At 47.7% G+C, this 21,052-nt stretch carries 20 protein-coding genes and 1 tRNA gene; 12 read left to right on the forward strand and 9 right to left on the reverse strand.

Features of this window, described 5'->3' with window-relative positions:
* Positions 1-157: 157 nt before the first annotated feature.
* Complete coding sequence (locus EBS36_04845) at positions 158-1,084, reverse strand: PAC2 family protein (GenBank protein ID NBU32479.1); 927 nt, start codon at positions 1,082-1,084, stop codon at positions 158-160.
* A gap of 131 nt (positions 1,085-1,215) precedes the next feature.
* Here EBS36_04845 and EBS36_04850 point away from each other — a divergent pair.
* The 3 genes from EBS36_04850 to EBS36_04860 all read left to right on the forward strand — a co-directional run bounded on the left by EBS36_04850 (position 1,216) and on the right by EBS36_04860 (position 3,549).
* Positions 1,216-1,288 (forward strand) — tRNA-Lys (locus tag EBS36_04850).
* 118 nt (positions 1,289-1,406) lie between these two features.
* A complete protein-coding gene (locus EBS36_04855; GenBank protein NBU32480.1) occupies positions 1,407-2,039 on the forward strand; it encodes a DUF998 domain-containing protein in 633 nt (210 codons plus the stop codon).
* 124 nt (positions 2,040-2,163) lie between these two features.
* Complete coding sequence (locus EBS36_04860; protein NBU32481.1) at positions 2,164-3,549, forward strand: NAD-dependent malic enzyme; 1,386 nt, start codon at positions 2,164-2,166, stop codon at positions 3,547-3,549.
* Here EBS36_04860 and EBS36_04865 read toward each other — a convergent pair whose 3' ends face one another.
* The 4 genes from EBS36_04865 to EBS36_04880 form a co-directional block, all read right to left on the reverse strand.
* Positions 3,550-4,038 (reverse strand): DUF456 domain-containing protein, encoded by a 489-nt coding sequence (locus tag EBS36_04865; protein NBU32482.1) that lies wholly within the window; start codon positions 4,036-4,038, stop codon positions 3,550-3,552.
* On the reverse strand, positions 4,035-5,015 hold the full coding sequence (locus EBS36_04870) for a threonylcarbamoyl-AMP synthase (protein NBU32483.1): 981 nt from the start codon (positions 5,013-5,015) through the stop codon (positions 4,035-4,037). Before EBS36_04870 ends, EBS36_04865 begins: the two co-directional genes overlap by 4 nt.
* 6 nt (positions 5,016-5,021) lie before the next feature.
* Positions 5,022-6,116, reverse strand: coding sequence for a sodium:proton exchanger (locus EBS36_04875; protein ID NBU32484.1), 1,095 nt, complete (start codon positions 6,114-6,116; stop codon positions 5,022-5,024).
* 123 nt (positions 6,117-6,239) lie between these two features.
* The gene (locus EBS36_04880; protein NBU32485.1) at positions 6,240-7,112 is read right to left on the reverse strand and encodes a 3-methyladenine DNA glycosylase; all 873 of its coding nucleotides are present in this window, start codon (positions 7,110-7,112) and stop codon (positions 6,240-6,242) included.
* 48 nt (positions 7,113-7,160) lie between these two features.
* Here EBS36_04880 and EBS36_04885 point away from each other — a divergent pair, with 48 nt between their 5' ends.
* Positions 7,161-7,349, forward strand: coding sequence for a hypothetical protein (locus EBS36_04885; protein NBU32486.1), 189 nt, complete (start codon positions 7,161-7,163; stop codon positions 7,347-7,349).
* On the opposite strand, the gene EBS36_04890 is transcribed toward EBS36_04885, so the two are convergent.
* Positions 7,350-7,943: a hypothetical protein gene (locus EBS36_04890; GenBank protein ID NBU32487.1), complete on the reverse strand. Its 594-nt coding sequence runs from the start codon at positions 7,941-7,943 to the stop codon at positions 7,350-7,352.
* 72 nt (positions 7,944-8,015) lie between these two features.
* Entirely contained in the window at positions 8,016-8,675 is a 660-nt protein-coding gene (locus EBS36_04895; GenBank protein ID NBU32488.1) for a 5-formyltetrahydrofolate cyclo-ligase, read from the reverse strand.
* Here EBS36_04895 and EBS36_04900 point away from each other — a divergent pair.
* The 5 genes from EBS36_04900 (at position 8,669) to EBS36_04920 (ending at position 14,164) form a co-directional block, all read left to right on the forward strand.
* Positions 8,669-9,571 carry a UTP--glucose-1-phosphate uridylyltransferase gene (locus tag EBS36_04900; GenBank protein NBU32489.1) on the forward strand — a complete coding sequence of 301 codons (903 nt, stop codon included), beginning with the start codon at positions 8,669-8,671 and terminating at the stop codon, positions 9,569-9,571. The genes EBS36_04895 and EBS36_04900 overlap by 7 nt on opposite strands.
* Positions 9,571-10,494: a hypothetical protein gene (locus tag EBS36_04905; GenBank protein NBU32490.1), complete on the forward strand. Its 924-nt coding sequence runs from the start codon at positions 9,571-9,573 to the stop codon at positions 10,492-10,494. The genes EBS36_04900 and EBS36_04905 overlap by 1 nt, the downstream gene beginning before the upstream one ends.
* Positions 10,491-11,081 (forward strand): N-acetyltransferase, encoded by a 591-nt coding sequence (locus EBS36_04910; GenBank protein ID NBU32491.1) that lies wholly within the window; start codon positions 10,491-10,493, stop codon positions 11,079-11,081. The genes EBS36_04905 and EBS36_04910 overlap by 4 nt, the downstream gene beginning before the upstream one ends.
* Positions 11,082-11,144: 63 nt before the next feature.
* Positions 11,145-11,870 carry a hypothetical protein gene (locus EBS36_04915; protein NBU32492.1) on the forward strand — a complete coding sequence of 242 codons (726 nt, stop codon included), beginning with the start codon at positions 11,145-11,147 and terminating at the stop codon, positions 11,868-11,870.
* 113 nt (positions 11,871-11,983) lie between these two features.
* Positions 11,984-14,164: a cation-translocating P-type ATPase gene (locus tag EBS36_04920; GenBank protein ID NBU32493.1), complete on the forward strand. Its 2,181-nt coding sequence runs from the start codon at positions 11,984-11,986 to the stop codon at positions 14,162-14,164.
* On the opposite strand, the gene EBS36_04925 is transcribed toward EBS36_04920, so the two are convergent.
* Complete coding sequence (locus EBS36_04925) at positions 14,161-15,762, reverse strand: phospholipid carrier-dependent glycosyltransferase (protein ID NBU32494.1); 1,602 nt, start codon at positions 15,760-15,762, stop codon at positions 14,161-14,163. The two genes, EBS36_04920 and EBS36_04925, sit on opposite strands and share 4 nt — an antisense overlap.
* A 29-nt stretch (positions 15,763-15,791) precedes the next feature.
* On the opposite strand from EBS36_04925, the gene rsmI reads away from it, so the two are divergent.
* The gene (rsmI, locus tag EBS36_04930) at positions 15,792-16,652 is read left to right on the forward strand and encodes a 16S rRNA (cytidine(1402)-2'-O)-methyltransferase (protein ID NBU32495.1); all 861 of its coding nucleotides are present in this window, start codon (positions 15,792-15,794) and stop codon (positions 16,650-16,652) included.
* A 32-nt stretch (positions 16,653-16,684) separates the two neighbouring features.
* Positions 16,685-18,274 (forward strand): methionine--tRNA ligase, encoded by a 1,590-nt coding sequence (locus EBS36_04935; GenBank protein NBU32496.1) that lies wholly within the window; start codon positions 16,685-16,687, stop codon positions 18,272-18,274.
* On the opposite strand, the gene EBS36_04940 is transcribed toward EBS36_04935, so the two are convergent.
* Positions 18,271-20,082 carry an acyltransferase gene (locus EBS36_04940; protein ID NBU32497.1) on the reverse strand — a complete coding sequence of 604 codons (1,812 nt, stop codon included), beginning with the start codon at positions 20,080-20,082 and terminating at the stop codon, positions 18,271-18,273. The two genes, EBS36_04935 and EBS36_04940, sit on opposite strands and share 4 nt — an antisense overlap.
* Before the next feature lie 132 nt (positions 20,083-20,214).
* Between EBS36_04940 and EBS36_04945 the strand changes: the two genes are divergently transcribed.
* On the forward strand, positions 20,215-20,976 hold the full coding sequence (locus EBS36_04945) for a TatD family deoxyribonuclease (protein ID NBU32498.1): 762 nt from the start codon (positions 20,215-20,217) through the stop codon (positions 20,974-20,976).
* Positions 20,977-21,052 lie beyond the last annotated feature (76 nt).

The following is a 21,052-nucleotide window of genomic DNA, read 5'->3' on the forward strand; positions in this document are numbered from 1 at the left end:
TTGGCTCCGGTGCAGTTGTGGGCGAAAGTTCCACAGTCACTGATTCAGTTTTAGCCGAGACGGTAACTGTAGGCTCTAGCTGCTCACTTGAGTCAGGCGCCCGAATTTTTCCTGGTGAAGATGTGGCAGATGGCTCGATAGTAACCGCGTGGGTTGATTAATCTTCAGACTTTTTTTCGTCAAGATCGGCCAAGTATTGCTCAAGCGCCGCAGCTAATTCGTCACCACTTATTAAGTTTCCCTCTGGTGTAGCTGTCAGTTCACGCCTGCTCTGCATTACATCGTCATGCTGCTGTTCAAGCGATTCTACGACTTCTCGGTTTTCAGCAACTGCGGATACCTGCTGATTGATTTGTTCATCAATCTCTATGGCTGACTGTCGTAAGTCATCACGAGGAATGACAAGTCCTGTATTCAGGGCAATTTGATCGATTAGCGCAATCGCGGCTTTCGGATAATCGCTATTTGCTAGGTAGTGCGGCACATGGGCGGCATAACCAACCGCAGGTAGCTTTTGTTGACCCAAGTTCAATTCAATCAGACCCGACATACTCCCTGGGATTTCGACTTGGCCAACCCAAGGCTGATGAAGCCCAAGTAATTCAGGATCACTTGAATGAGCTGTAATTTCAACTGGCCGGGTGTGTGGAGCTGGCCAAGGGATGGCATGTATTCCGACAGTCAATCGAACTCCGTATTTTCGGATTAGTTCGATAATACTTCGCACGACACTCTGCCAACCTAAATCTGGTTCAACGCCGTGCAGCAGTAAAAACTTTTGCCCCTCAGCATCGGTTACTTCACTTAGAGTCAAGTGCGGGAGATCCATTGACTCGTAGTGGTCTGAGTCGAAAAGTGTGCGAGGCCGGCGAGCCCGATAGTCGTAAAGGCCATCAATGTGGAAATAGGCAACTGGTCGGTTCTCAAGGTTTTCTAGAATGTGTTTAATCGCCAGCCGGCCACCGGAACCGGCATCCATAAAACCAGTAAGTCCGTGGACTAAAACAATTCCCGAAGCAACACCATCATCAAACTCGTGAGCAGGTGGAACTACAAGTGTGTACAAGTCGCCAGGTGGATACACGGTGGCCTCTCTCAAGTAGCTTTACTTCTATTCTTAACCTTATTTCCACAATTCACATTCCCAAACCCAACGGGCGAAATCGCTTCTGGTATTCACATCGGCTAAAGTAAGGGGATGCCAGCAATGGCAGTGGGCCTCTAGCTCAGTTGGTAGAGCAACGGACTTTTAATCCGTGGGTCGACGGTTCGAGCCCGTCGGGGCCTACTTTTTGGGCTACCTCGGCAAACTGCTTATGTCGACAAAGCAGAGTACAGTTATTAAGTAAATACGGTTTACTGTAGGGGTCGATATCAAAAATCAAATCAGTGCAAATTGCCACAGATTGGCCGTTTGGCTCAGTGGTGTTAGCGCTGGAATTTTGATCTTGGGCACACTGTGGCATCAAGCGCAGATGGTCAGGTACTCAGCAGTAAGTGAAACGGTTAGTTCATTATCCGCCCTTAGTGTTCCCAATCGAGAATCAATGACGGCCATCACAATATTAGGTGCGCTTGGCCTTATCTCAATAGCGGTCACTTTGAATCATTGCGGATTCACTGGCCGTATCTTTTTGGCTATTGCGGGTATCGGCATGCTTGGTGTGGCGCTCTTTCCAGTACCGGGAATTAATGCCAATTCCGCTCCACACACATTTTTTGCGGCAGTATTCCTGATTGCAATGTGTCTTTGGCCAGCAGCGGCACATTTTGGACGCGACTCACATTTGTGGGCACTGACAATCCGACAAACTTTAAAGAGCGTAATTCCGATGGCGCTGTTGGGTATCTGTTTTTGGTTTAACTGGTTGGTATCGACCCCAATTATGGGATTAGTTGAGCGTATTTTTCTATTCTCACAATTTGGATTCCTGACTACATTGATCTGGCGCTCTCGAGTGATATTGGCAAAACTGGGGTGTCAGCAGAAATGCGCGATAAGTACCCAAACTCAAGAAAAAATAGGTGCTTCGGTCTAGAGATTGCCGATCAAGCTATGCCAAAGCACTCTGATTGTATTTACTTTGACAATTTTTCCGAAGCTCTGCGAGTACAGTAATTAATGCGGCTCATCTAGGCTGACTTTCGCTCTTGGAGGCGGTAATGGTCAATACCAGTCCTGGCTATGCAATTACTGTGCGTGTCGATTTGTTGCCAGATGCATCTGCAACTTCAGGATTGACTCAAGCAATTATCAGTGAAGGTGCTGCGTTGACTGCCTTAGATGTTGTTGACTCTAATCATCAAGTGCTAACAGTCGATGTGACTTGCAATACTCGAGACTCTGAGCACGCAAAGGCGGTCACTCAAGCTATTTCGCTATTGCCAGATGCGCAGGTGCGTAAAGTAAGCGATCGAACTTTCTTACTTCATCTCGGCGGCAAACTCGAGGTGCGCCCCAAAGTGCCGCTTAAGACTCGTGATGACCTATCCCGGGCTTACACTCCGGGTGTTGCTCGGGTTTGTTTGGCAATCGCTGAGGATCCAACTGATGCCCGTCGCCTGACCATCAAGCGCAATACGGTTGCCGTAGTTACCGATGGATCGGCAGTCTTAGGTCTTGGCAATATAGGCGCATTAGCTGCGATGCCCGTAATGGAAGGTAAAGCCGCGCTTTTTAAGCGTTTCGCCAATATTGATGCTTGGCCAGTTTGTCTGGACACCCAAGATGTTGATGAAATTGTTCGAACCGTCCAAATTATCGCGCCTGCGTATGGGGGGATTAATTTGGAAGACATTTCTGCGCCAAGATGTTTTGAAATTGAACAGAGATTGCGCGAACTTCTAGATATTCCTGTTTTCCATGACGATCAACATGGCACATCAATTGTTGTACTGGCTGCACTTACGAATGCGTTGAAGTTAGTAGAGAAGTCCATTTCTGACCTGCGCATCGTTATTTCTGGTGCAGGTGCTGCTGGTACCGCAATTGCACAGTTGCTAGTTGCCAGTGGCGCTCGCAATATTGTGGCTTATGACAGCAAGGGTGCTATTTACTTGGGCCGGCCAGACAGCGAACGAACTAGTAAATGGATGCTTGAGAACACAAATGAATCAGGCATTTCAGGAAGTTTGGCGGATGGCCTAGTTGGTGCCGATGTCTTTATTGGCGTAAGTGCGCCAAACTTATTGACCGAGCAAGACATAAGTACAATGGCCGATAAGTCGATTGTTTTTGCGCTTTCGAATCCTGATCCTGAAATAGACCCAATCCTGGCTAGTAAGCACGCGGCAATTGTGGCAACTGGTCGAAGTGATTACCCGAATCAGATAAATAATGTGTTAGCTTTCCCAGGCATTTTTAGAGGACTTCTTGATTCTGGTGCTAGTCAGATTACAGAAGAGATTTTGGTTGCGGCAGCAAAGGCAATTGCGAGTTGTGTAACAGATGCACAACTAAATAGTAGTTTTATCGTTCCTAGTGTTTTCGATTCAAATGTAGCGCCGGCTGTTGCAGCGGCGGTTCAATCTGTGGCAAAACGAAGTTAATTATTTGACAATCAAAAGGCCAAGGGCCCAGGTAATACACATAGCTAGACCGAACAGGCATTGCACTAGAGCTGCCAACCCTAAAGATTTTAAGGTTTTGCCCGTCACACGTAGCGCCCGATGAAACTCTTTACTATCAATTAAGTGGCGCAGAAACACACCAATTACAAAGCCAAGTGGCAGTCCAACTACGGGCACTAGAAAGAAGCCCGCGATAGCGAAAATTGATGCCAGTGAAAAAGTCCACTTCGGATTCTGCGCACCCGTCGTATTTTTTGTGGGCAGGTAAATAGAAATTCCAATACCGAGGATAAAAAACACAGTCATCCCGGTAAACAATGCCCAGTGGACGCGGTCAGGCCCATCCAAAATTGTCCAGGTTAGCCCAGCAACCCAGATAAGTGTTATGCCAGGAAAAACAGGAATTATGGTGCCGATGAGTCCAACTGCCATGACTAAGCCAATTAGCACTTGGCCTATCGGGCTCATGAGTTCCCCAGAACTTTTGGCTGGGCAGCCTTACTGGCTCGATCCTTTATCGCCTCACCAATTCCCGTTGCATCAGGCAGCACCAAATAGATGTTAACTAATTTGAGTTCATCGCCATAACGCATAGATTGATATAAACAAGATGCAAAATCGCTTGCAGTTTCTGGGCTTGCCAAGCGCACTAAACCTTCTGGAGTGGGAATCTGTGCTAGTGCAATAAACCCAGATTTTGGCAGGTAGTTATCTGCATGCGAACTTGCCACAATCTTTACCTCGGCCGATGGAGCATAATGGGAATCTAATGCTCCAGAGACTCGGGGAGTATTTCCAGGTTCGAGTACTACATTTTTACCGGTTAGTGTTTCAATAATTTCACCGGTAATTGCGCCAGGTCGCAAGATGACAGGCTGCTCGCCCGTTGCCAAAACAATGGTCGATTCAATGCCTACAGAACATGACCCGCCATCTAAAACCGCATCGCCATTTTCTGCAAGGTAGCTACCTAAGTCAGAAACAACGTGTTGGGCATTAGTGGGGGAGACCTGTCCGAACAGGTTTGCACTTGGTGCGACCAATCCCAAAATCCCTCTTTCGCGAAGTTTTCTCAACAAGTCAAGTGTTAGTGGATGGTTCGGCACCCGAACAGCAACTGTGTCTTGTCCCCCCGTTATCTGGTCCGAGGCTAACTCACTGCGATTAGCAACCAGAGTTAATGGTCCTGGCCAGCAAGTCTGAGCTAACTTCTCTGCCCAGTCGGGCAATGATTGAACCCACTTAAGTGCAGCAGGTAGATCTGCAACATGCACAATCAGCGGATGATTAAGTGGCCTTCTCTTGGCGGCAAATATGCGGGCGACAGCTTTACTATTGCTGGCATCTGCCGCTAATCCGTAAACAGTTTCGGTGGGAATTGCGCATAAATTTCCGCCAGCAAGTAGTGTTACTGCCGCTTCAGGATCAGCAATGATTACCGACATAGTCGGTTAGCCCCACCAAAATGCAAGCGCAATTGCAAAATACAAAACTAATAGAGCGATACCCTCAAACCAGGTGTAATCACCGTCAACCACGATGATAGTTGTGGTTAACGTAGCCATGAAGAGCACCGCAAGCAATAGTGGACTTAGGACCAAAGTAAACGCTCCAGCGCCAACCAATGGTGCGGCCAATGCAACAATTGGCGCGACAGTCATCGCAACTTGAACTGGTGATTGCAGGATTACCTGCAGCGCGTAGTCTGCCTGACCTTTAGCGGCAAGACGGATACCAACGACATTTTCAACAGCGTTACCTGCGATAGCAACAATGATTAGGCCAGCAAAAGCCTCGCTAATGTTTAGCGCAGTAATTGCGGGACTTAAGGCAGAGACAAACCATTCAGAAACAAATGCGGCGCCAATGCCGGTTAAAGCCAGCATCCCGATTGCTAAACCAAGTGGCCACTGGCCATGTACATGCGCCTCACTTTTGGCAGCGAGTGCGGCATCAGATCCTGAAACTACATTGTCGGGATTATCTTTGCGCAAGGTATCCGGCAGCGAGCTGGCAAATAAAATTAAGAGCAAAATTGAGACGCCAATAGTAATTCCACGTTCGTGGTTAGCCGCAGGCGTATCAAGTGCATGTGTCAGAGTCGGAATCGCCAGAGCAAAGACGCTGAGCATCAGCAAAATCGCTAACTGCCTACTTGCGGTCTGACTGAAAAATTGTCGGCCATTCTTCAGCCCACCGACGAAAAATGCAGCGCCGAGGATAAGCAGCACATTTGCCAATATTGATCCAACAATGGTGGCTTGGGCAACCGTGTACAAACCTGCCTTAAGGCTGAATAGGACTACGAATAGTTCAGGGACATTCCCGAGAAAAGATTGCAAGAGACCAGTTGGTCCTGGTCCCAACCGATCCCCAAGTGCTTCTACACTTCGACCAACCAAACTAGCCATCATGGCCAGTGCAATGGCAGCAACAACAAAGGATAAAATCTGATTCCCACCAGAACTATGCAATATTCCGGCAGCAATAGTTGAGGCAATTGTGATTACGATTAGTCTGCGATCACGGTGCGAAAGTACCCCCATTGGCTGCTCGGATTTATCAAGTACCGGAGTTACAGATTGGTTTGCGCTTCTACGACCACGCCGTGACTCATTTCCAGTTGGTTCATCACTCATGATGTGAAGTCTAGCGAATCAGTCCCAAATCTAGAGTTGCGTGACAGATGCAAATTTTTGTTGTTCCAGTTTGCTCAGAATCTTTGAGCGCAAAACTTGAGCACGATCACTAAAAGCCTTTTGCATTTTTGTGAACTCTTTCCGACCAGCAGCGGTCTCGATTTTTATCGGCGCAACGCCTAAGTCCGCTAAGTCGTACGGAGCACCTCGCATATCTAGAGTGCGGATCTCTCTAGCTAGGCGAAAACACTGCCGAACAAGACTGGAACCTACTACCGGAGCCCAGCGCATAGAGATTTTGTAAAGGTCCATATTTGCATGGAGGCAACCTGGCTGCTCTACAGTGTTTTGATCAGCGCGAGTTAATTGAAGTGGGTTCATAGGTCGAGCCTGTTCGGTAAAGAATCGGAAGGCATCAAAATGCGTGCATCGAAGGCCAATCTCATCAATCGTTTTTGCCACTTGTGCCTGACTAATCCGCAAATTCCAATCATTGTGTCGGTATTCGGTTTGACCAAGAACCATCGCCCATTCGTGTAAACCAAAACATCCAGTTCGAGCACTTCGCTTAAGTGTGCTCTTCAGAAGGTCAATATCTTTGGAAATTGCCTCCGCCTTTTCGAGCAGCCACTGCGCCCTAACCTGCACAACATCAGTAACTTCGTAAACAGTTAAATCAAATGAATTTGTGCAATCGTCGCGCACCTCAAGCTGGAATTCCGTGCCAGGATGCCAAAGCGAAAGTTTATTGACACTTATGGGGTAGTACTCGAACATGAAGTCATCGACCGGATGCTTCTGTCCAAGTGAGCGACGGTTTAGTCTCGGGAAGGTCCACTGGGCAACAACTTCGCGGTGATGATCTTGGGCGACTAGCCAAGTATCGGCACCAATGTATGGCATGTCGACTCCCGGTTGGCTTATTTCCTGTAAGTGTTACAGCATATAGGAGTGAGTGCCAATGAATCAGCCCAATCAGAATTCTCGGAATATGAGATCGATGCATCCACGGACAAAACTAAATTGCGCAAGGTGTTAGCCGATTTGGCGCTGACACCAGAGCAAACAAGTGATGACCTGACACCAACTATTTCGCGAGATAGTGAACTTCTTGAGGAAGTTCCGCCACATCACTCTTAGTTACAATGGCAAAGTTACGAAGGTGAAGGTAGCGGCCTGGCCAAAGTTTGCCAAACTTGCTATTTGATTTGGGCGAACAGCAAGCGCAATGCCACGAGCAGGCTTTCCTAGGCCAGCCAAGTTAGCTGGCCCACCTGATAGAACCAGCGCTCTCGAAAGAACTTTTTTAGCCAAAGATGCATTTACCTTCACATACACATCGACGCGTGACCCACATTCAAGTTCTACCCCTGTTGAATTGGCAGGCAATGTTACTTTGACTGCGTTTGGAAACTTCGGGTCAAAAGTTTGACGAGCACTTAGCAACGAAAGATTTAAAGGTTGGCCAGCATCAAGATTAGTTACTGTCCATTTACCAATGATCTGAGTGCTTTCGGTAACTGCGCCGGGCCAGATGTAATTGACACGGATTGATTCGACATCTGCTGCTGAAATCATTTCGCCAGCGGCAATTTTCTTATTAATTACAACAAGGCGCTCACTGGCATTAAAGACAATTAACTTGAGCATTACAAGTATTGACACACTTATCAAGATGGCCGCAAGCCAACGGCGATACAAAATTACGATCGGTGGAAAATTCGGTAAATTCATTGGTACACGATAAACGCTTTTCGACTATTGGCTAATTAGATTTCCACAGCTTCTAGGCCAACGGATCCGCTGCTAACTATGTCGAGTTTCAACTTCGAAGATTCGCTTTGGGGTAACTATTAAGTCAACGGATTGATCAAGGGCATCATGCGGAATTGCATCCAGAACTTCTTCGTCGAAAACTAGAGCTACGCGCTTGGGCCCGCCGAGGGCATATTGCTCAACAGCTGCTAACGTGCGGTCAAAATAGCCTGCCCCTCGGCCGAGTCGGTTTCCGTCCCGGTCTACGCATAGCGCGGGAATAATTATCGCCGTTAATGATTCGGTTTCGCATAGCGCATGCTCTGGCTCTAAGACCCCAAACTTATTTTTAATCATTGGTGGCTTATTCAGTCCCCATCGCAATTTCGAATCCGCTGTCAATTTAGGAACGTAGACCGTTTTCCCATTTGCTGAAATGGCGTCGATTAGGCCACCAGTGGGTGGCTCATTAGTCATGGATAAGTAGCAGCCAACGGCTGTTCCTGGAAGAAGTGAATCCCAGTCAATTTGGGCGAACTTCTGGTCCGCTTGAATCAATTCTGCCGCAGAGCGTTTAGTTCTAAGTTGATCCACCTGAGACCGCAGTTGCCGTTTCTCTTCTGTTACCACACTTCTACTGTAGGTTGTTACGCGTTTTAGCGAGCAATCAACACCGCTGCCAATAGATGGAATAAAGTCAGGGTATGACAAAAATAAATTTGGTTACCAAGGCAGTTATGCCAGTAGCTGGATTAGGGACAAGATTTCTACCTGCAACCAAAGCAACACCGAAAGAAATGTTGCCAGTTGTAGATAAGCCGGCAATTCAATATGTAGTTGAAGAAGCGGTGGCCGCAGGATTATCTGACCTACTTTTTATCACGGGTCGTAACAAAACCTCACTTGAAGACCATTTTGATCGCGCACCGTATCTTGAGCAGAAATTAGCTGAGCGAGGTACGACTGAAATGAATCGGCGAATCGCCGAATTAGCAGAAATGGCAGCAATCCATTATGTGCGTCAAGGTGAACCACTCGGACTTGGCCACGCAGTAAATGTGGCTAAAGGGCATATCGGCAACGAACCATTTGCGGTGATGCTAGGTGATGATTTAATTGACGCGCGAGATCCAATCTTGCCGAAGATGTTGGAAGTATTGGAACAGTTTGGTGGAAGTGTGCTCTGCTTGATGGAAGTAAATCCATCGGATATTCACCTTTATGGCTGCGCTGCAGTTGTTGAAACTGAAGTGCCGGATGTAGTCAGGGTTACTGGATTAGTTGAAAAGCCAAAGCCTGGTCAAGCGCCAAGTAATTATGCGGTTATTGGCAGGTACATTTTGCAACCAGCTGTTTTCCCAATACTTGACACATTAGCTGCTGGAGCAGGTGGCGAAATTCAACTAACAGACGCCTTGGCTCAACTCATTGATCAGCCAATAGATTCTGGTGGCGGGGTACACGGTGTTGTATTCCGCGGGCGCCGCTATGACACTGGGGACAAACTTTCGTATTTGAAGAGCATTTTTTCCTTAGCCCTTGAGCGGGATGATTTTGGACCAGAACTGCGAAATTGGATTAAAGATCATCTAGCTGGCGAAATCTGATGCGTTCAGCGCCGGAACATCTGGAAACGGTTCTTTCTGGGGTCAGCGCTCTAGAGCCACTAGAAGTTGGTCTGCTCGGTAGCGTTGGTTTGGTGCTCGCCCAAGATGTGGCAATTGCAGATGAAGAGTCTGAGTACAAGCTACTCAATAAAGGAACTCAAATTGCCCCCAGACATGTTGCTCTGCTAGCCGCAGCGGGACTTGGAAGAGTATTGGTCCATCCAATGCCTCGAGTAGTTGTATTGACGGTAGGTGCTGATCTAAGTGACCCCGGTTCGCAGGATGGGCGAACTCCAGACATAAATGGAGTTGCTCTCACGAGTGCAGCCACTGCATCTGGCGCTATGACTTTTAAAGTCGGACCCTTGCCAAGTAACGAGGAAATTTTGCGAAGTGCGTTAGAAGACCAATTGGTTCGGGCTGACGTCATACTCACGGCCTGCGGTATGTCGGCCGACGACTATGAGCTACTCACATCAGTACTTAATAGCATCGGTCGGATGGAGTTCGTTAAAGTCTCAATGCAACCAGGGGGCGCTCAGGGATTCGGGAGCATTGGGCCTGACGCAACACCAGTCTTCGTACTGCCCGGAAACCCCGTAGGGGCCTTGCTATCTTTTGATGTCTTTGTCCGCCCATTGATTCGAGCCATGATGGGGCAAACTTCTCTTCACCACCGCGTTATTGAAGCAACTTTAGAAACGGAAATCCGCAGCAGTCTTGCAGATACGCACTACATCCGCGCTCAGGTCGTCACTTCTGGCGGAACGGCTAAAGTTCGATCGCTAGAGGCAGACGAATCACATCCGCTTGCTGGATTGGGAACTGCTGATGCGCTAATCATTGTTCCGAGTGGAATTGAGCAAGTAGGTGCTGGTGAAAAAGTTGCAGTAATGCTCCTTGACCCACAGGCCAATCAATGACCACTGCCTGGCCAGTTCGACTACGACATGAAGACCTGATTTTGCGCCCACTTCGATTGAGAGATTATCGCGCATGGCGCTTGGTCCGGTCCCGAAATCAAGATTGGCTGCGCCGTTGGGAAGCCACTTCGCCCTACCCTGAACTTGAGCAAGCCCCCTCCTTTTCGCAAAGCACTCGTAGTCAATTACGAGGTGCTAAGGCAGGCCAAGGATTGCCATTTGTCCTCATTTATCAGGGCGAATTCGTCGGGCAGATAAATGTTTCGTCAATATCTCAAGGCTCACTCTGGTCCTGTCACATCGGATATTGGATTGACGAAAGAGTCGCTAACCGTGGCCTGATGACAACTGCAGTCGCCCTGGTTTCTCACTACCTATTCACAGAGCGATCGATTCATCGAATCGAGATTGCAATTCGTCCCGAGAATGCACCCAGTAATCGCCTTGTGCAAAAACTCGGGTTTCAACTAGAGGGAATTCGTAAGTCCTTCATTCATATTGATGGCGCTTGGCGCGACCATAATGTCTACGTAATGTTTCAGGATGAAATTTCCGACGCCTTGCTTCGTCAAATCAATCTGATTTGAATTTGAGCGACACACAACATAAATCCCAAAGATTCAATACTTTTCCGCGTACGGTATTGAGTCATGACGGGCTTGCTTTATGTGATTGTGATCGTAATGTGGGCCGCAGTGTTATTTCCAATTTTCTTGAAAAAACACGATCAAGCTCAATTGCAGAAATCAGTCGGAATTAAGCGGCAACTAACCGGATTGCGCTGGCAGCAAAGAGTTGCTCCTACCGCTCGGCAGCAGGCATTTATCCGAAGGCGCAGAGTATTAATGTGCTTGCTAACTGTAACCATTTTGAGCCTATTGGCCGGGCTTTCTGGAATATTTTCGCTACTTTGGTCATCTGTGCCGGTTGCTTTTCTACTCCTTTTCGTATTCGCAGCCATTAAGAATGGCCACAAAATCGCCGCAATTTCTGATGTCCCCGTTCCAACCATGGTTGCCCCAATCAGCGCAATCCGACAGAATCAGGAAACACTCGCTCTGAAGTTGGAAGAGCCCAATGCAGTTACCGAGCAGAGTGCCACTTGGCAACCAGTGGAACCGCCAATGCCATCCTATGTTCGAGCAGAACGTGCGACTTCCGTTCCTCGCGCACTTGATTCGCAAAAGCCATGGACAGGTCAAGACATGGTGGAGCACGCTACTCGCTTGCGTCAACAACATGCCGAGCGAATTAAAGAAGCGCAAAAGCGCCTTGAAGAAGCTAGGGCTCTTTCGATGGAGAAAGCTAGACGGGCTGCACTATCTGTTAGACCCGGTGAAACTCCTCAAGATCAAACTCGAGCAGTTAACGAATAAGGTAAATCCGCTAGCACGTTTGTGCTAGGGAATAAAAGTGTTTGAACTCTTGTCCCAAGTCAGTAGATGCTTAAACCAGCACGTTAACCAAGATTCCAAGGGATGATTTAGTTATGAGTAGTCGCACTGTGGAGCTCGGAATTGGGGGCATGACTTGTGCATCCTGTGCCAGTCGAGTAGAGCGGGCTTTAACTGAACTTCCTGGCGTGCAGGCTGCAGTCAACTACGCAACAGGGGAAGCAACAGCGCAAGTTCCAAGCTCAGTGACTAACGACCAGTTGGTGGCTGCGGTAGAAGGAACCGGTTATTCGGTATCGCTTTCTGGTAAAGCAGCAGAACTATTTGAGTTCAGTGATTTCCGTTTCAGGTTTTGGGTAAGCGCTTCAATTGCAGTTCCCATCATGTTGGTATCGATGATTCCGAACCTTCAATTTCACAATTGGCCAATAGCAACCGCCATTCTTGCCCTGCCGGCAGTAACTTGGGCTGCTTGGCCATTACATCGCGCTGCAATATTGAATGCTAAGCACAGAGCAGTCACAATGGATTCCCTAGTAAGTCTTGGCATTTTAGTTTCATTCGGTTGGTCAACTTACAATTTGTTGACATACGACCGAAAGATGCATACTTCGAAATCGATTTTGCAGATGCTCTTTTCAAATGATCCAAATGGCACCTATTTTGAGGTCGCTTGCTCCATAACGACACTAGTGCTGCTTGGGAAAGTTTTAGAATTGTCGGCGCGCGCCAAATCTACTGCAGCCTTAACACAATTAGCTGCATTGAATCCAACAACCGCAACTGTCGTTCAGGGTCCATTTAATGTCGTTAAGCCACTTGCCGAAGTGGTTGTGGGCGACTTAGTCTTCGTTCCTGCAGGTGCACAGATACCTGTTGATGCACAGGTTGAATCCGGCACAGGACATGTGGATTCTTCGCTAATCACTGGTGAAGTTCAACCAATATCTGTGCAATCAGGTGATTCAGTAATAGGTGGAACTGCGCTGGTCGATGGCGCACTTTTCATCAGGGTGAGCGCGACCGGTCAAGATACGGTTCTCTCTGCAATTTCTAGACTCGTGCACCAGGCTCAAACCGGCAAAGCACAGGTAACAAAGTTAGTTGATAAAGTGTCAGCAATTTTTATCCCAGTCGTATTTGCACTTGCCCTTCTTGCCACACTCTTTTGGCAGGTTCTAAATCATGACTTGAGCAAGTCAATAGCGGTCGGAATTAGTGTTCTGGTAATAGCCTGTCCCTGCGCTCTTGGATTGGCTACACCAACTGCGATCCTTGTTGGTACGGGACGTGCTGCCCAACTTGGAATTTTATTCCGCGGCCCTCGAGCGCTCGAGACTAGCGAAAAGATCACCGAGATTTTTTTGGATAAAACTGGAACGTTAACGCTTGGCCGTCTTAGTTCCAATCGATGGAAGACGACTACAGACGAATTACTGTTCTGGCAGATTGTTGGCTCACTTGAGCAAAATGCGCTTCATCCGGTGGCCCAGAGTTTATGTGAAACCGCACTGAGTTTCGGGGGCGATATTCCCGTTGCTAAAAATGTGCGAACTTTTGCCGGAAAGGGAGTGCAGGGCGAAGTTTTTGGAGTCCCTTGTGCAATCGGCTCGGTTGACTGGCTGGGCCTTCCAGAAGGTCTGTTGGCACATGAAGCACAGGAATATTCCGCGCAATTATTAAACAGTGTTGTTGTGTACCAAGATGCGGTAGCAATCGGAATTATTGGCTTGTCTGAACTAATTGCACCAGAGTCACAGGCTGCAATCAGTGCACTTCGAAACCTGAATATAACTCCCGTGGTGATTTCAGGTGACAGTGTAGACCGGGTATCGCGAGTAGCTAGTGATCTAGGAATTCCTGAATTTCATGCACAAGTGCAACCAAATGAAAAACTTAATTACATAAAAAGTGCTACCGATGCCGGCGAAATCGTTGCAATGGTAGGTGATGGAGTAAACGATGCCGCAGCGCTAGCGGCAGCTCATCTAAGTATTGCCATGGGTGACGGTACTGAAGTGGCTGCGAGCGCAGCCGATGTGGTTCTGCTGCGGTCAAATATGCAAGCAGCTCTTGACGCAATAAAACTTGCGCGAGCAACAATGCGAACAATCAAATCAAATTTGGCATGGGCTTTTGCATACAATATCGCGGCAATCCCGCTCGCGATGTCTGGCTACTTGAATCCGATGCTTGCCGCTGCTGCCATGGCATTTTCAAGCGTTTTTGTTGTTTCGAACAGTTTAAGACTGCGAAAATTTCAGCCGCAATCTTAGATCCAACCTTTAAACCACATCTTGCTAATCCATTCACTGTATGGAATTGATTGAGCGACAAATAGTGGCCAGAAATAGTAGGTCAAAATGCCAACTATTAATAAGGATGCGATGGCAAATCCACCCCAGCCGTCCTGAGTCTGATCTTTAAAATGCATAAAACCTCTGGCTCTTGTGATCCGAACATATCCAAATCTTCGATCAAGCAATTGCAAACATAGGACTAAAGCCATGATGGTAAATGGTAGGTAGACCACGGAATAGAACTGGAAAGTTGTTCGGTAGGCAAATGGCAGCCAGGGCACCCACCCAGCGGCGAATCCAATCAAGATTGGCAAAGCACCTCGATGTTGCCGACGAATGGCAAACACAATAATTGCAATTAGGGCAATTGCGCCACCCCACCAAATCAGTTGATTTCCCAGCGGAATAACTTCTTGGGAACAGGATGTTGCGCCGCATGTAGGTTTACTCTCATAAAAGAAACTTGTTGGTCTAGCCAAGATTGGCCAACCCCAAGGATTCGCCCGATAGTTATGGGCTTGTCGCAGACCAGTATGAAAATTCAGCATTTCATCGTGGTAGTGCCAGAGACTGCGCAACGCACTCGGAATGAATTTAAATGAGCTTTCCTGAGTAGCCCAATTCCTGTCCCACGCATTATCTGACCGGAACCAGCCAATCCAACTAAAGATGTAGATGACTACGACACTTACGGGAATTAGGGCCGTTCCCAGCAAATCACTTTTTGCCCACCCACGAATTCGGTCCTTAAATCTATATTCGTCTCGCCGAGCTATGTCCCAACTAACCATCAGCAGTAGAAAAGCAGCAGTGAAATACAAACCACTCCATTTTGTTGCACATGACAAGCCCAGCATCAAGGCAAATCCACCACGCGCATAGTATGCCTGCCTCATATTTTCAGATCCACGATCTCGCAATTCACGATCAACGATCAAAAAGCCAAAGGCACAAACAACAAAAAATGTAAGAATGGTGTCGAGCAGTGCCGTACGACTCATAGCAATGTGTAAGCCGTCTAATGCCAAGAAGAGACCGGCCAAAGTTCCGGCAACGTTTGAATTAAGCAGACGCCTGGTAACCCGAGCAGTGACAAGTACGGTTGCAATTGCCAGAACTGCAACCATAATTCGCCAGCCAAAAGGGGTCATGCCAAACAGATGTTCACCGAGCGCAATTAGCCACTTGCCAACTGGCGGATGGACCACAAACGCTGGATCGTCAATAAATATGTTTACTGGTCCCTTGCCTGCGTTTTGCATAATGACGGGCTCTGGAGAGGGAATTGTTGCTCGTTCGTAGCCGTAGTAGAGCAAGGACAAAGAATCTTTAGCGTAATAAGTTTCATCGAATACTAAAGATTTGGGAATACCTAATCTTGGAATTCGAAGGGCCGCCGCCAGAATTGTGGCAAGGATCGGACCTAGCCAACCTAGCCAGCCACCAACCAATTCTCCTGATCGTTCCAAAGAGTATGGCGTAGCCTTAGCAGTACGCGCAGCAGCGCTAGCTTGACCCTGCTTCTTGTTTGATGAATTGTTTACTGCGGGATGTGATTTACGCTTTGTTGCCATAGCAATAAAGTTACAGGGTACATGGCGCAATAGGGAGCGAAGGTATCGTGTCTGGAACACTTTTTCTGGCAGCCACTCCAATTGGTAATCCTGGTGATGCCACCTCAAGGTTGGTCGAAATCCTGCAAACGGCAGACATAGTTGCTGCCGAAGATTCACGACGTGCTGTTCGTTTATTGCGAGACCTGCGGATCAGCGCACCAGGAAAAATTGTTTCTTTTTATGATGCTGTAGAAGAAGCCAAATCAGCCGAGCTCGTTGCAGCAGTAAAACAGGGTCAAACGGTGCTTGTTATTTCTGATGCGGGCATGCCAACAGTAAGCGACCCAGGCTTTCGCCTCATGCAACATGCAATTAACGCAGGAATTCAAATACAAGTGCTACCCGGCCCGTCGGCTGTACTAGCCGCCTTAGCAGTAAGTGGATTGCCAACAGACCGGTTTGCTTTCGAAGGTTTTCTAAACCGTAAGGCTGGTGCACGGGATCGAGACCTTCAAGATCTGAAACATGAAACCAGAACCATGGTGTTCTTTGAAGCACCACATCGACTCTCGGAAACAATATCTGCAATGGCGGTGCACTTTGGCGCCGACCGCCAGGGGGTAATCTGTCGCGAACTGACAAAAACTTATGAAGAAGTAGTTCGAGGAACCTTAGCTCAATTAAAGCAGTGGTGCCAGAGGGAGATTCTTGGTGAAATTACTTTGGTAGTTTCTGGCTCGCCTGAATTAGCTGAAACTACTAGTGCTGACTGGATCAAACTCGTTAGTCAGCGGACTCAATTAGGAGTATCGATTCGCGATGCAGTAGCTGATGTCGCATCCGAACTTAATGTGCCCAAAAGAGATGTCTACGAAGCGGTAATTCAACATCAAAAAACAACCGATTAAGCTGCCAGTAAAACGGCTCTAGACTAATGGGTATGTCAGAAGCATTGGGTAAAGCATTTTATTTGACTACCCCTATTTACTACGTAAATGATGCACCTCACATCGGACACGCTTACACAACCGTTGCAGCGGATTTTGTAACTCGTTGGCACCGGTTAGCTGGAGAGTCGGTTTGGTTTTTGACTGGAACTGACGAGCATGGACAAAAGGTCCTGCGCACTGCCGAGGCAAATAATGTCCCGCCGCAACAGTGGGCCGATCAACTAGTAGCGAATGCTTGGCATCCTGTCCTTGACGTAATCGATGTGAAGAATGACGACTTCATCCGCACAACAGAATCACGTCACATAGAGCGGGTGCAGCGCTTCTTGACCCAACTTAAAGCTGCAGGACACATAGTTGAGGGGTCGTATGAAGGCCCATACTGTGTCGGCTGTGAAGAATTCAAACTTCCTGGTGATTTAGAAGAAAGTGAAACTGGTGAACTAGTTTGTCCAATTCATGGCAAGCCAGTTGAGCAGGTTAGTGAAACTAATTGGTTTTTCACACTTTCAAAATTCAATGAAAAATTGATTGCACATTATGAAGCGAATCCGCAAGCAATCCGGCCCGAATCTGCCTACAACGAGGTCATGTCGTTTTTACGTTCAGGCTTACAGGACTTGTCGATTTCTCGATCGACATTTGATTGGGGCATTCAAGTTCCTTGGGATGAAAACCAAGTTGTTTACGTGTGGTTTGATGCTCTTTTGAATTATGCAACTGCGGTGGGACTAGGCGATGCACCAGATTCGGCCGGCGGAAAGAAATTCTCGCGTACTTGGCCAGCCGATGTTCATTTGGTAGGTAAAGATATTCTGCGTTTCCATGCTGTAATTTGGCCAGCCATGTTGCTGGCTGCGAATCTAGATCTTCCTAAGTGTGTTTATGCTCACGGCTGGCTGTTGGTCGGCGGTGAAAAAATGAGCAAGAGCAAGCTCACCGGAATTTCTCCACAAAGTATTGTCAATTTAGTAGGGTCTGATGCTTTCCGTTACTACTTCATGCGGGCCATTATTTTCGGCCAAGATGGTTCATTCTCCTGGGAAGATTTAGTCGCTCGCTACACTGCTGAGCTAGCTAATGGTTTAGGTAACCTAGCTAGTCGAGTACAGGCCATGGTTGGTAAGTACTGCGAGGGCAATTTACCGGCTCCTGGACCATTAACTGATGATGATTTGCTGATCCAGAACCTTTTGGAAGTTACGGCGATGAGTGCTGATAAAGCAGTGCGTAATTTTGATTTTCAGACGGCAATCGTCGGTGTCAAAGAGTTCATTGATGCAGTCAATCTTTATGTGACCGAACAGCAGCCATGGGTAATCGCTAAAGATCCAGCACAAACTGAGCGGTTGCACACGATCTTGTATGTTATCTGCGAATCTCTGCGAGCAGTGGCAACTTTGTACGCTCCACTAATGCCAAAAGCAATGGCACAACTTTGGCAAGACATTGGCGCTGTTGAATCTGGCCTAGATGAATCACTGCTTACTGCGGGTATTTGGGGGCAATTAAAGCCAGGGGTTGTGATAACCAAGGGTGAATCGCTATTCCCAAGAATTGAAGAACCAGAGAATATCTAAGGTTGGCGCAGGGCCTGTTTGATAATTCGAGCAAAAACTTTGCCACCAGTTTTAGTCAAGTGCACCCCATCTGGCGTGAAGTAGTTGCTGTGCCCCTTTGAAGCTAATCGCCAACTTGCTAGTCGGACATTCGGATACTTCTCAATGAGTGAATAAATCATTTTGTTTGTTTGCTTCATCCAAACTCTAGGTACCTGAACGTCAACCACTACAACGCGCTTTCGGTCTCGAAGTTGATTAAGTATCGGAGCGAGGTTTTCTCGAGTGACTAATCCATTTGTTCCCATATGGATGACGACAAAGTTGGAAAGTCTGCCTTGTGATCGGCGAAGTGAAATGCGTTGGGCAATTTCCCATGGCTGGCGCCCGACTGCTGCATCAATTGAAATACTATTGAGCGAATCCTGTAGTGCTGATCTGCCACTTAGCACAACCGAGTCGCCAAAAACCACCACTCGTCCATGTTTTATTGGCATAGCAGTAGAAGGCGGACGTGCCGGCCCGGATCTAGATGGGGCTGGAGATGGCGTAGCAGTTGGATCAATGTCTACCGAAGTAATACCGTTAAAAACTGGATCGTTAGCGGCGGTAGGCATTGGTTGCTTACCGACAATTACAAAACAAAAAATGAAACTGATGCATAGCGTTATGAAAAATCCAGCCCGAAGTATTGATGGCCTTGGAATTCCCAAAGATTTCCACCGGATCCATGTCTTTTTGATGGCACCATTTCTAATGGGAACTTCCAAATAGCGATATGAGAGAGCGCTGATAATTGTTACCAAGGTAATTCGCAGAGCAAATACTGCTGGCTCGGGCCAACTGATGTCGATGCCCGGTCTAAGTAGCAGGAAAACTGGCCAGTGCCATAGATAAATTCCATATGAGCGACGCCCAATCCAGCGCAGGATGGAAAAGTCAATGATTCTTCCCCAGATTAAGTCTTTGTGGATGCAAGCAGTTATCAATCCTGCAGTTAGCGCAGAAACAACGAGAAAGCCACTACGGAATAAAGATTCATTCAATTCATCGACGAAGAATATGTAGTAGGCCAACCCAATAATCGAGCCAACTGCAATCACATTGAGAGCAGTTTTCTTATCTGGAGTTAACTTTGCCGCAAGCTTCTCTGGCTTAATCAAAGTTGCCAACGCGCTGCCGAGTAATAACCCCATTGCGTGGGTATCAGAGCCGAAATACAAACGACTTGGATCATGTGGAATTGGATAGCCATCATTTATTGCCAACCAGCGCATCCATGCCGTGCTCGCAACCGCGCCACTAACTGCCAGCAAAAAAATCGCAGATCGGTAATGATTTTTTAGCCAACGCACCTTTACAGACAGGATTATTATGAGCGGCCAGATTACGTAGTACTGTTCTTCAATTGAAAGTGACCATAGATGTCCCAGAAGTGGTGGCCTCGAAATATTGACGAAATAGGACTGGTTAAAGAAGAGGTATGACCAGTTCAACACCGAGGTCAAGGCCCATGGTAAATCTCTTCGCACGCCATACCCGGAATCGGGCGCCCAAAGTGCAGCGGCGACTACCGCAAAGATCAAGACGCAAATAAGTGCTGGCATGAGGCGCCGTAGGCGCCTTAGGTAAAAATTGGCCCGGTCAATATGGTGCGTTCTATCTGCTTCGTCGAGCAACAGTGAGGTGATCAAAAATCCAGAAAGTACAAAGAAGATGTCTACGCCGAGAAAACCGCCTGGAATCTGCCAAATACCTGCGTGGTACAAAACCACCAGAAGTACGGCAATACCACGTAGCCCATCTAGCCCACTAAATCGTAACCGCACTTAATCCTGCCTGCACTTAAGTTCACTGTTGGTTTTGCTAAGGCTAACTTAAACGCCCGCTAGCCTTAGATTGTGGATGTACTTATCTCGGTTGAGCCATTGGTTTCGCCAGTAGTTGATACGCATTGCCATATGGATGTCCAATATGACGATGAGCATGTTTTACCTAGCGTGACCGAGGCACTAGCTAGCGCAAATGCCGCTGGTGTGGCAAAAGTAATTCAGGTTGGCTGTGACCTAGCGAGTTCCATTTGGGCTGCCGATATTGCGGCCTCCTATCCTGATGTTTGGGCAACTGTGGCGTTACATCCAAATGCAGCTGCCCATGACCCCACATTGCAAGACTCACTTGCCGAAATAGCCACTCTGGCAAAGTTGCCACAAGTTAGAGCTATTGGTGAGACTGGGCTTGACTATTTCCGAACTGGGCCTGAAGGCATTGCTGCCCAAGAGGAGTCATTTCGTGAACACATTGAGATCGCCAAAGCAGTAGGAAAGCCGGTTGTAATCCATGACCGGGATGCGCACGATGACGTAGTTCGAATTCTGGATGAACAAGGGGCGCCGGCAACTGTTGTTTTTCACTGCTTTTCGGGCGGGGTAGAACTAGCCAAGATTTGTGCGGAACGTGGCTGGTACACCTCATTTAGTGGCACAGTCACTTTCAAAAACGCCCCCCACCTTCGCGAAGCCGCAGCCCTTATGCCGGTTGACCTGTTGCTGGTTGAGACGGATTCTCCGTTTTTAACCCCCACGCCCTATCGCGGCCGACCTAATTCTTCGGCGCTAATTCCCCTGACTGTGCGGGCAATTTCGGCGACCAGAGGCGAGTCGGAGCAAGAAATTTGTCAGGCACTTTTTTCAAATGCCGCAAGGGTTTTTGGCCCATTTTAGGGATTTTCGACTTGCTTTTGCCCCCCTAGTTTGGGCTACGGTAGAGGAGTACTTCCTCAAACGAGTGATTTGTTGC

The sequence above is a fragment of the Actinomycetota bacterium genome (genome assembly GCA_009923495.1).
Lineage (GTDB): Bacteria > Actinomycetota > Actinomycetes > S36-B12 > UBA5976 > UBA5976.

What these genes read in the sequence shown, in the direction of transcription:
- EBS36_04915 (NBU32492.1), top strand. Translation starts at nt 11,145, where the DNA reads ATGACGGGCTTGCTTTATGTGATTGTGATCGTAATGTGGGCCGCAGTG.
- EBS36_04910 (NBU32491.1), top strand. Translation starts at nt 10,491, where the DNA reads ATGACCACTGCCTGGCCAGTTCGACTACGACATGAAGACCTGATTTTG.
- EBS36_04935 (NBU32496.1), top strand. Translation starts at nt 16,685, where the DNA reads ATGTCAGAAGCATTGGGTAAAGCATTTTATTTGACTACCCCTATTTAC.
- EBS36_04875 (NBU32484.1), bottom strand. Translation starts at nt 6,116, where the DNA reads ATGGGGGTACTTTCGCACCGTGATCGCAGACTAATCGTAATCACAATT.
- EBS36_04890 (NBU32487.1), bottom strand. Translation starts at nt 7,943, where the DNA reads ATGAATTTACCGAATTTTCCACCGATCGTAATTTTGTATCGCCGTTGG.
- EBS36_04945 (NBU32498.1), top strand. Translation starts at nt 20,215, where the DNA reads ATGGATGTCCAATATGACGATGAGCATGTTTTACCTAGCGTGACCGAG.
- EBS36_04905 (NBU32490.1), top strand. Translation starts at nt 9,571, where the DNA reads ATGCGTTCAGCGCCGGAACATCTGGAAACGGTTCTTTCTGGGGTCAGC.
- EBS36_04900 (NBU32489.1), top strand. Translation starts at nt 8,669, where the DNA reads ATGACAAAAATAAATTTGGTTACCAAGGCAGTTATGCCAGTAGCTGGA.
- EBS36_04920 (NBU32493.1), top strand. Translation starts at nt 11,984, where the DNA reads ATGAGTAGTCGCACTGTGGAGCTCGGAATTGGGGGCATGACTTGTGCA.
- EBS36_04925 (NBU32494.1), bottom strand. Translation starts at nt 15,762, where the DNA reads ATGGCAACAAAGCGTAAATCACATCCCGCAGTAAACAATTCATCAAAC.
- EBS36_04865 (NBU32482.1), bottom strand. Translation starts at nt 4,038, where the DNA reads ATGAGCCCGATAGGCCAAGTGCTAATTGGCTTAGTCATGGCAGTTGGA.
- EBS36_04870 (NBU32483.1), bottom strand. Translation starts at nt 5,015, where the DNA reads ATGTCGGTAATCATTGCTGATCCTGAAGCGGCAGTAACACTACTTGCT.
- EBS36_04880 (NBU32485.1), bottom strand. Translation starts at nt 7,112, where the DNA reads ATGCCATACATTGGTGCCGATACTTGGCTAGTCGCCCAAGATCATCAC.
- EBS36_04860 (NBU32481.1), top strand. Translation starts at nt 2,164, where the DNA reads ATGGTCAATACCAGTCCTGGCTATGCAATTACTGTGCGTGTCGATTTG.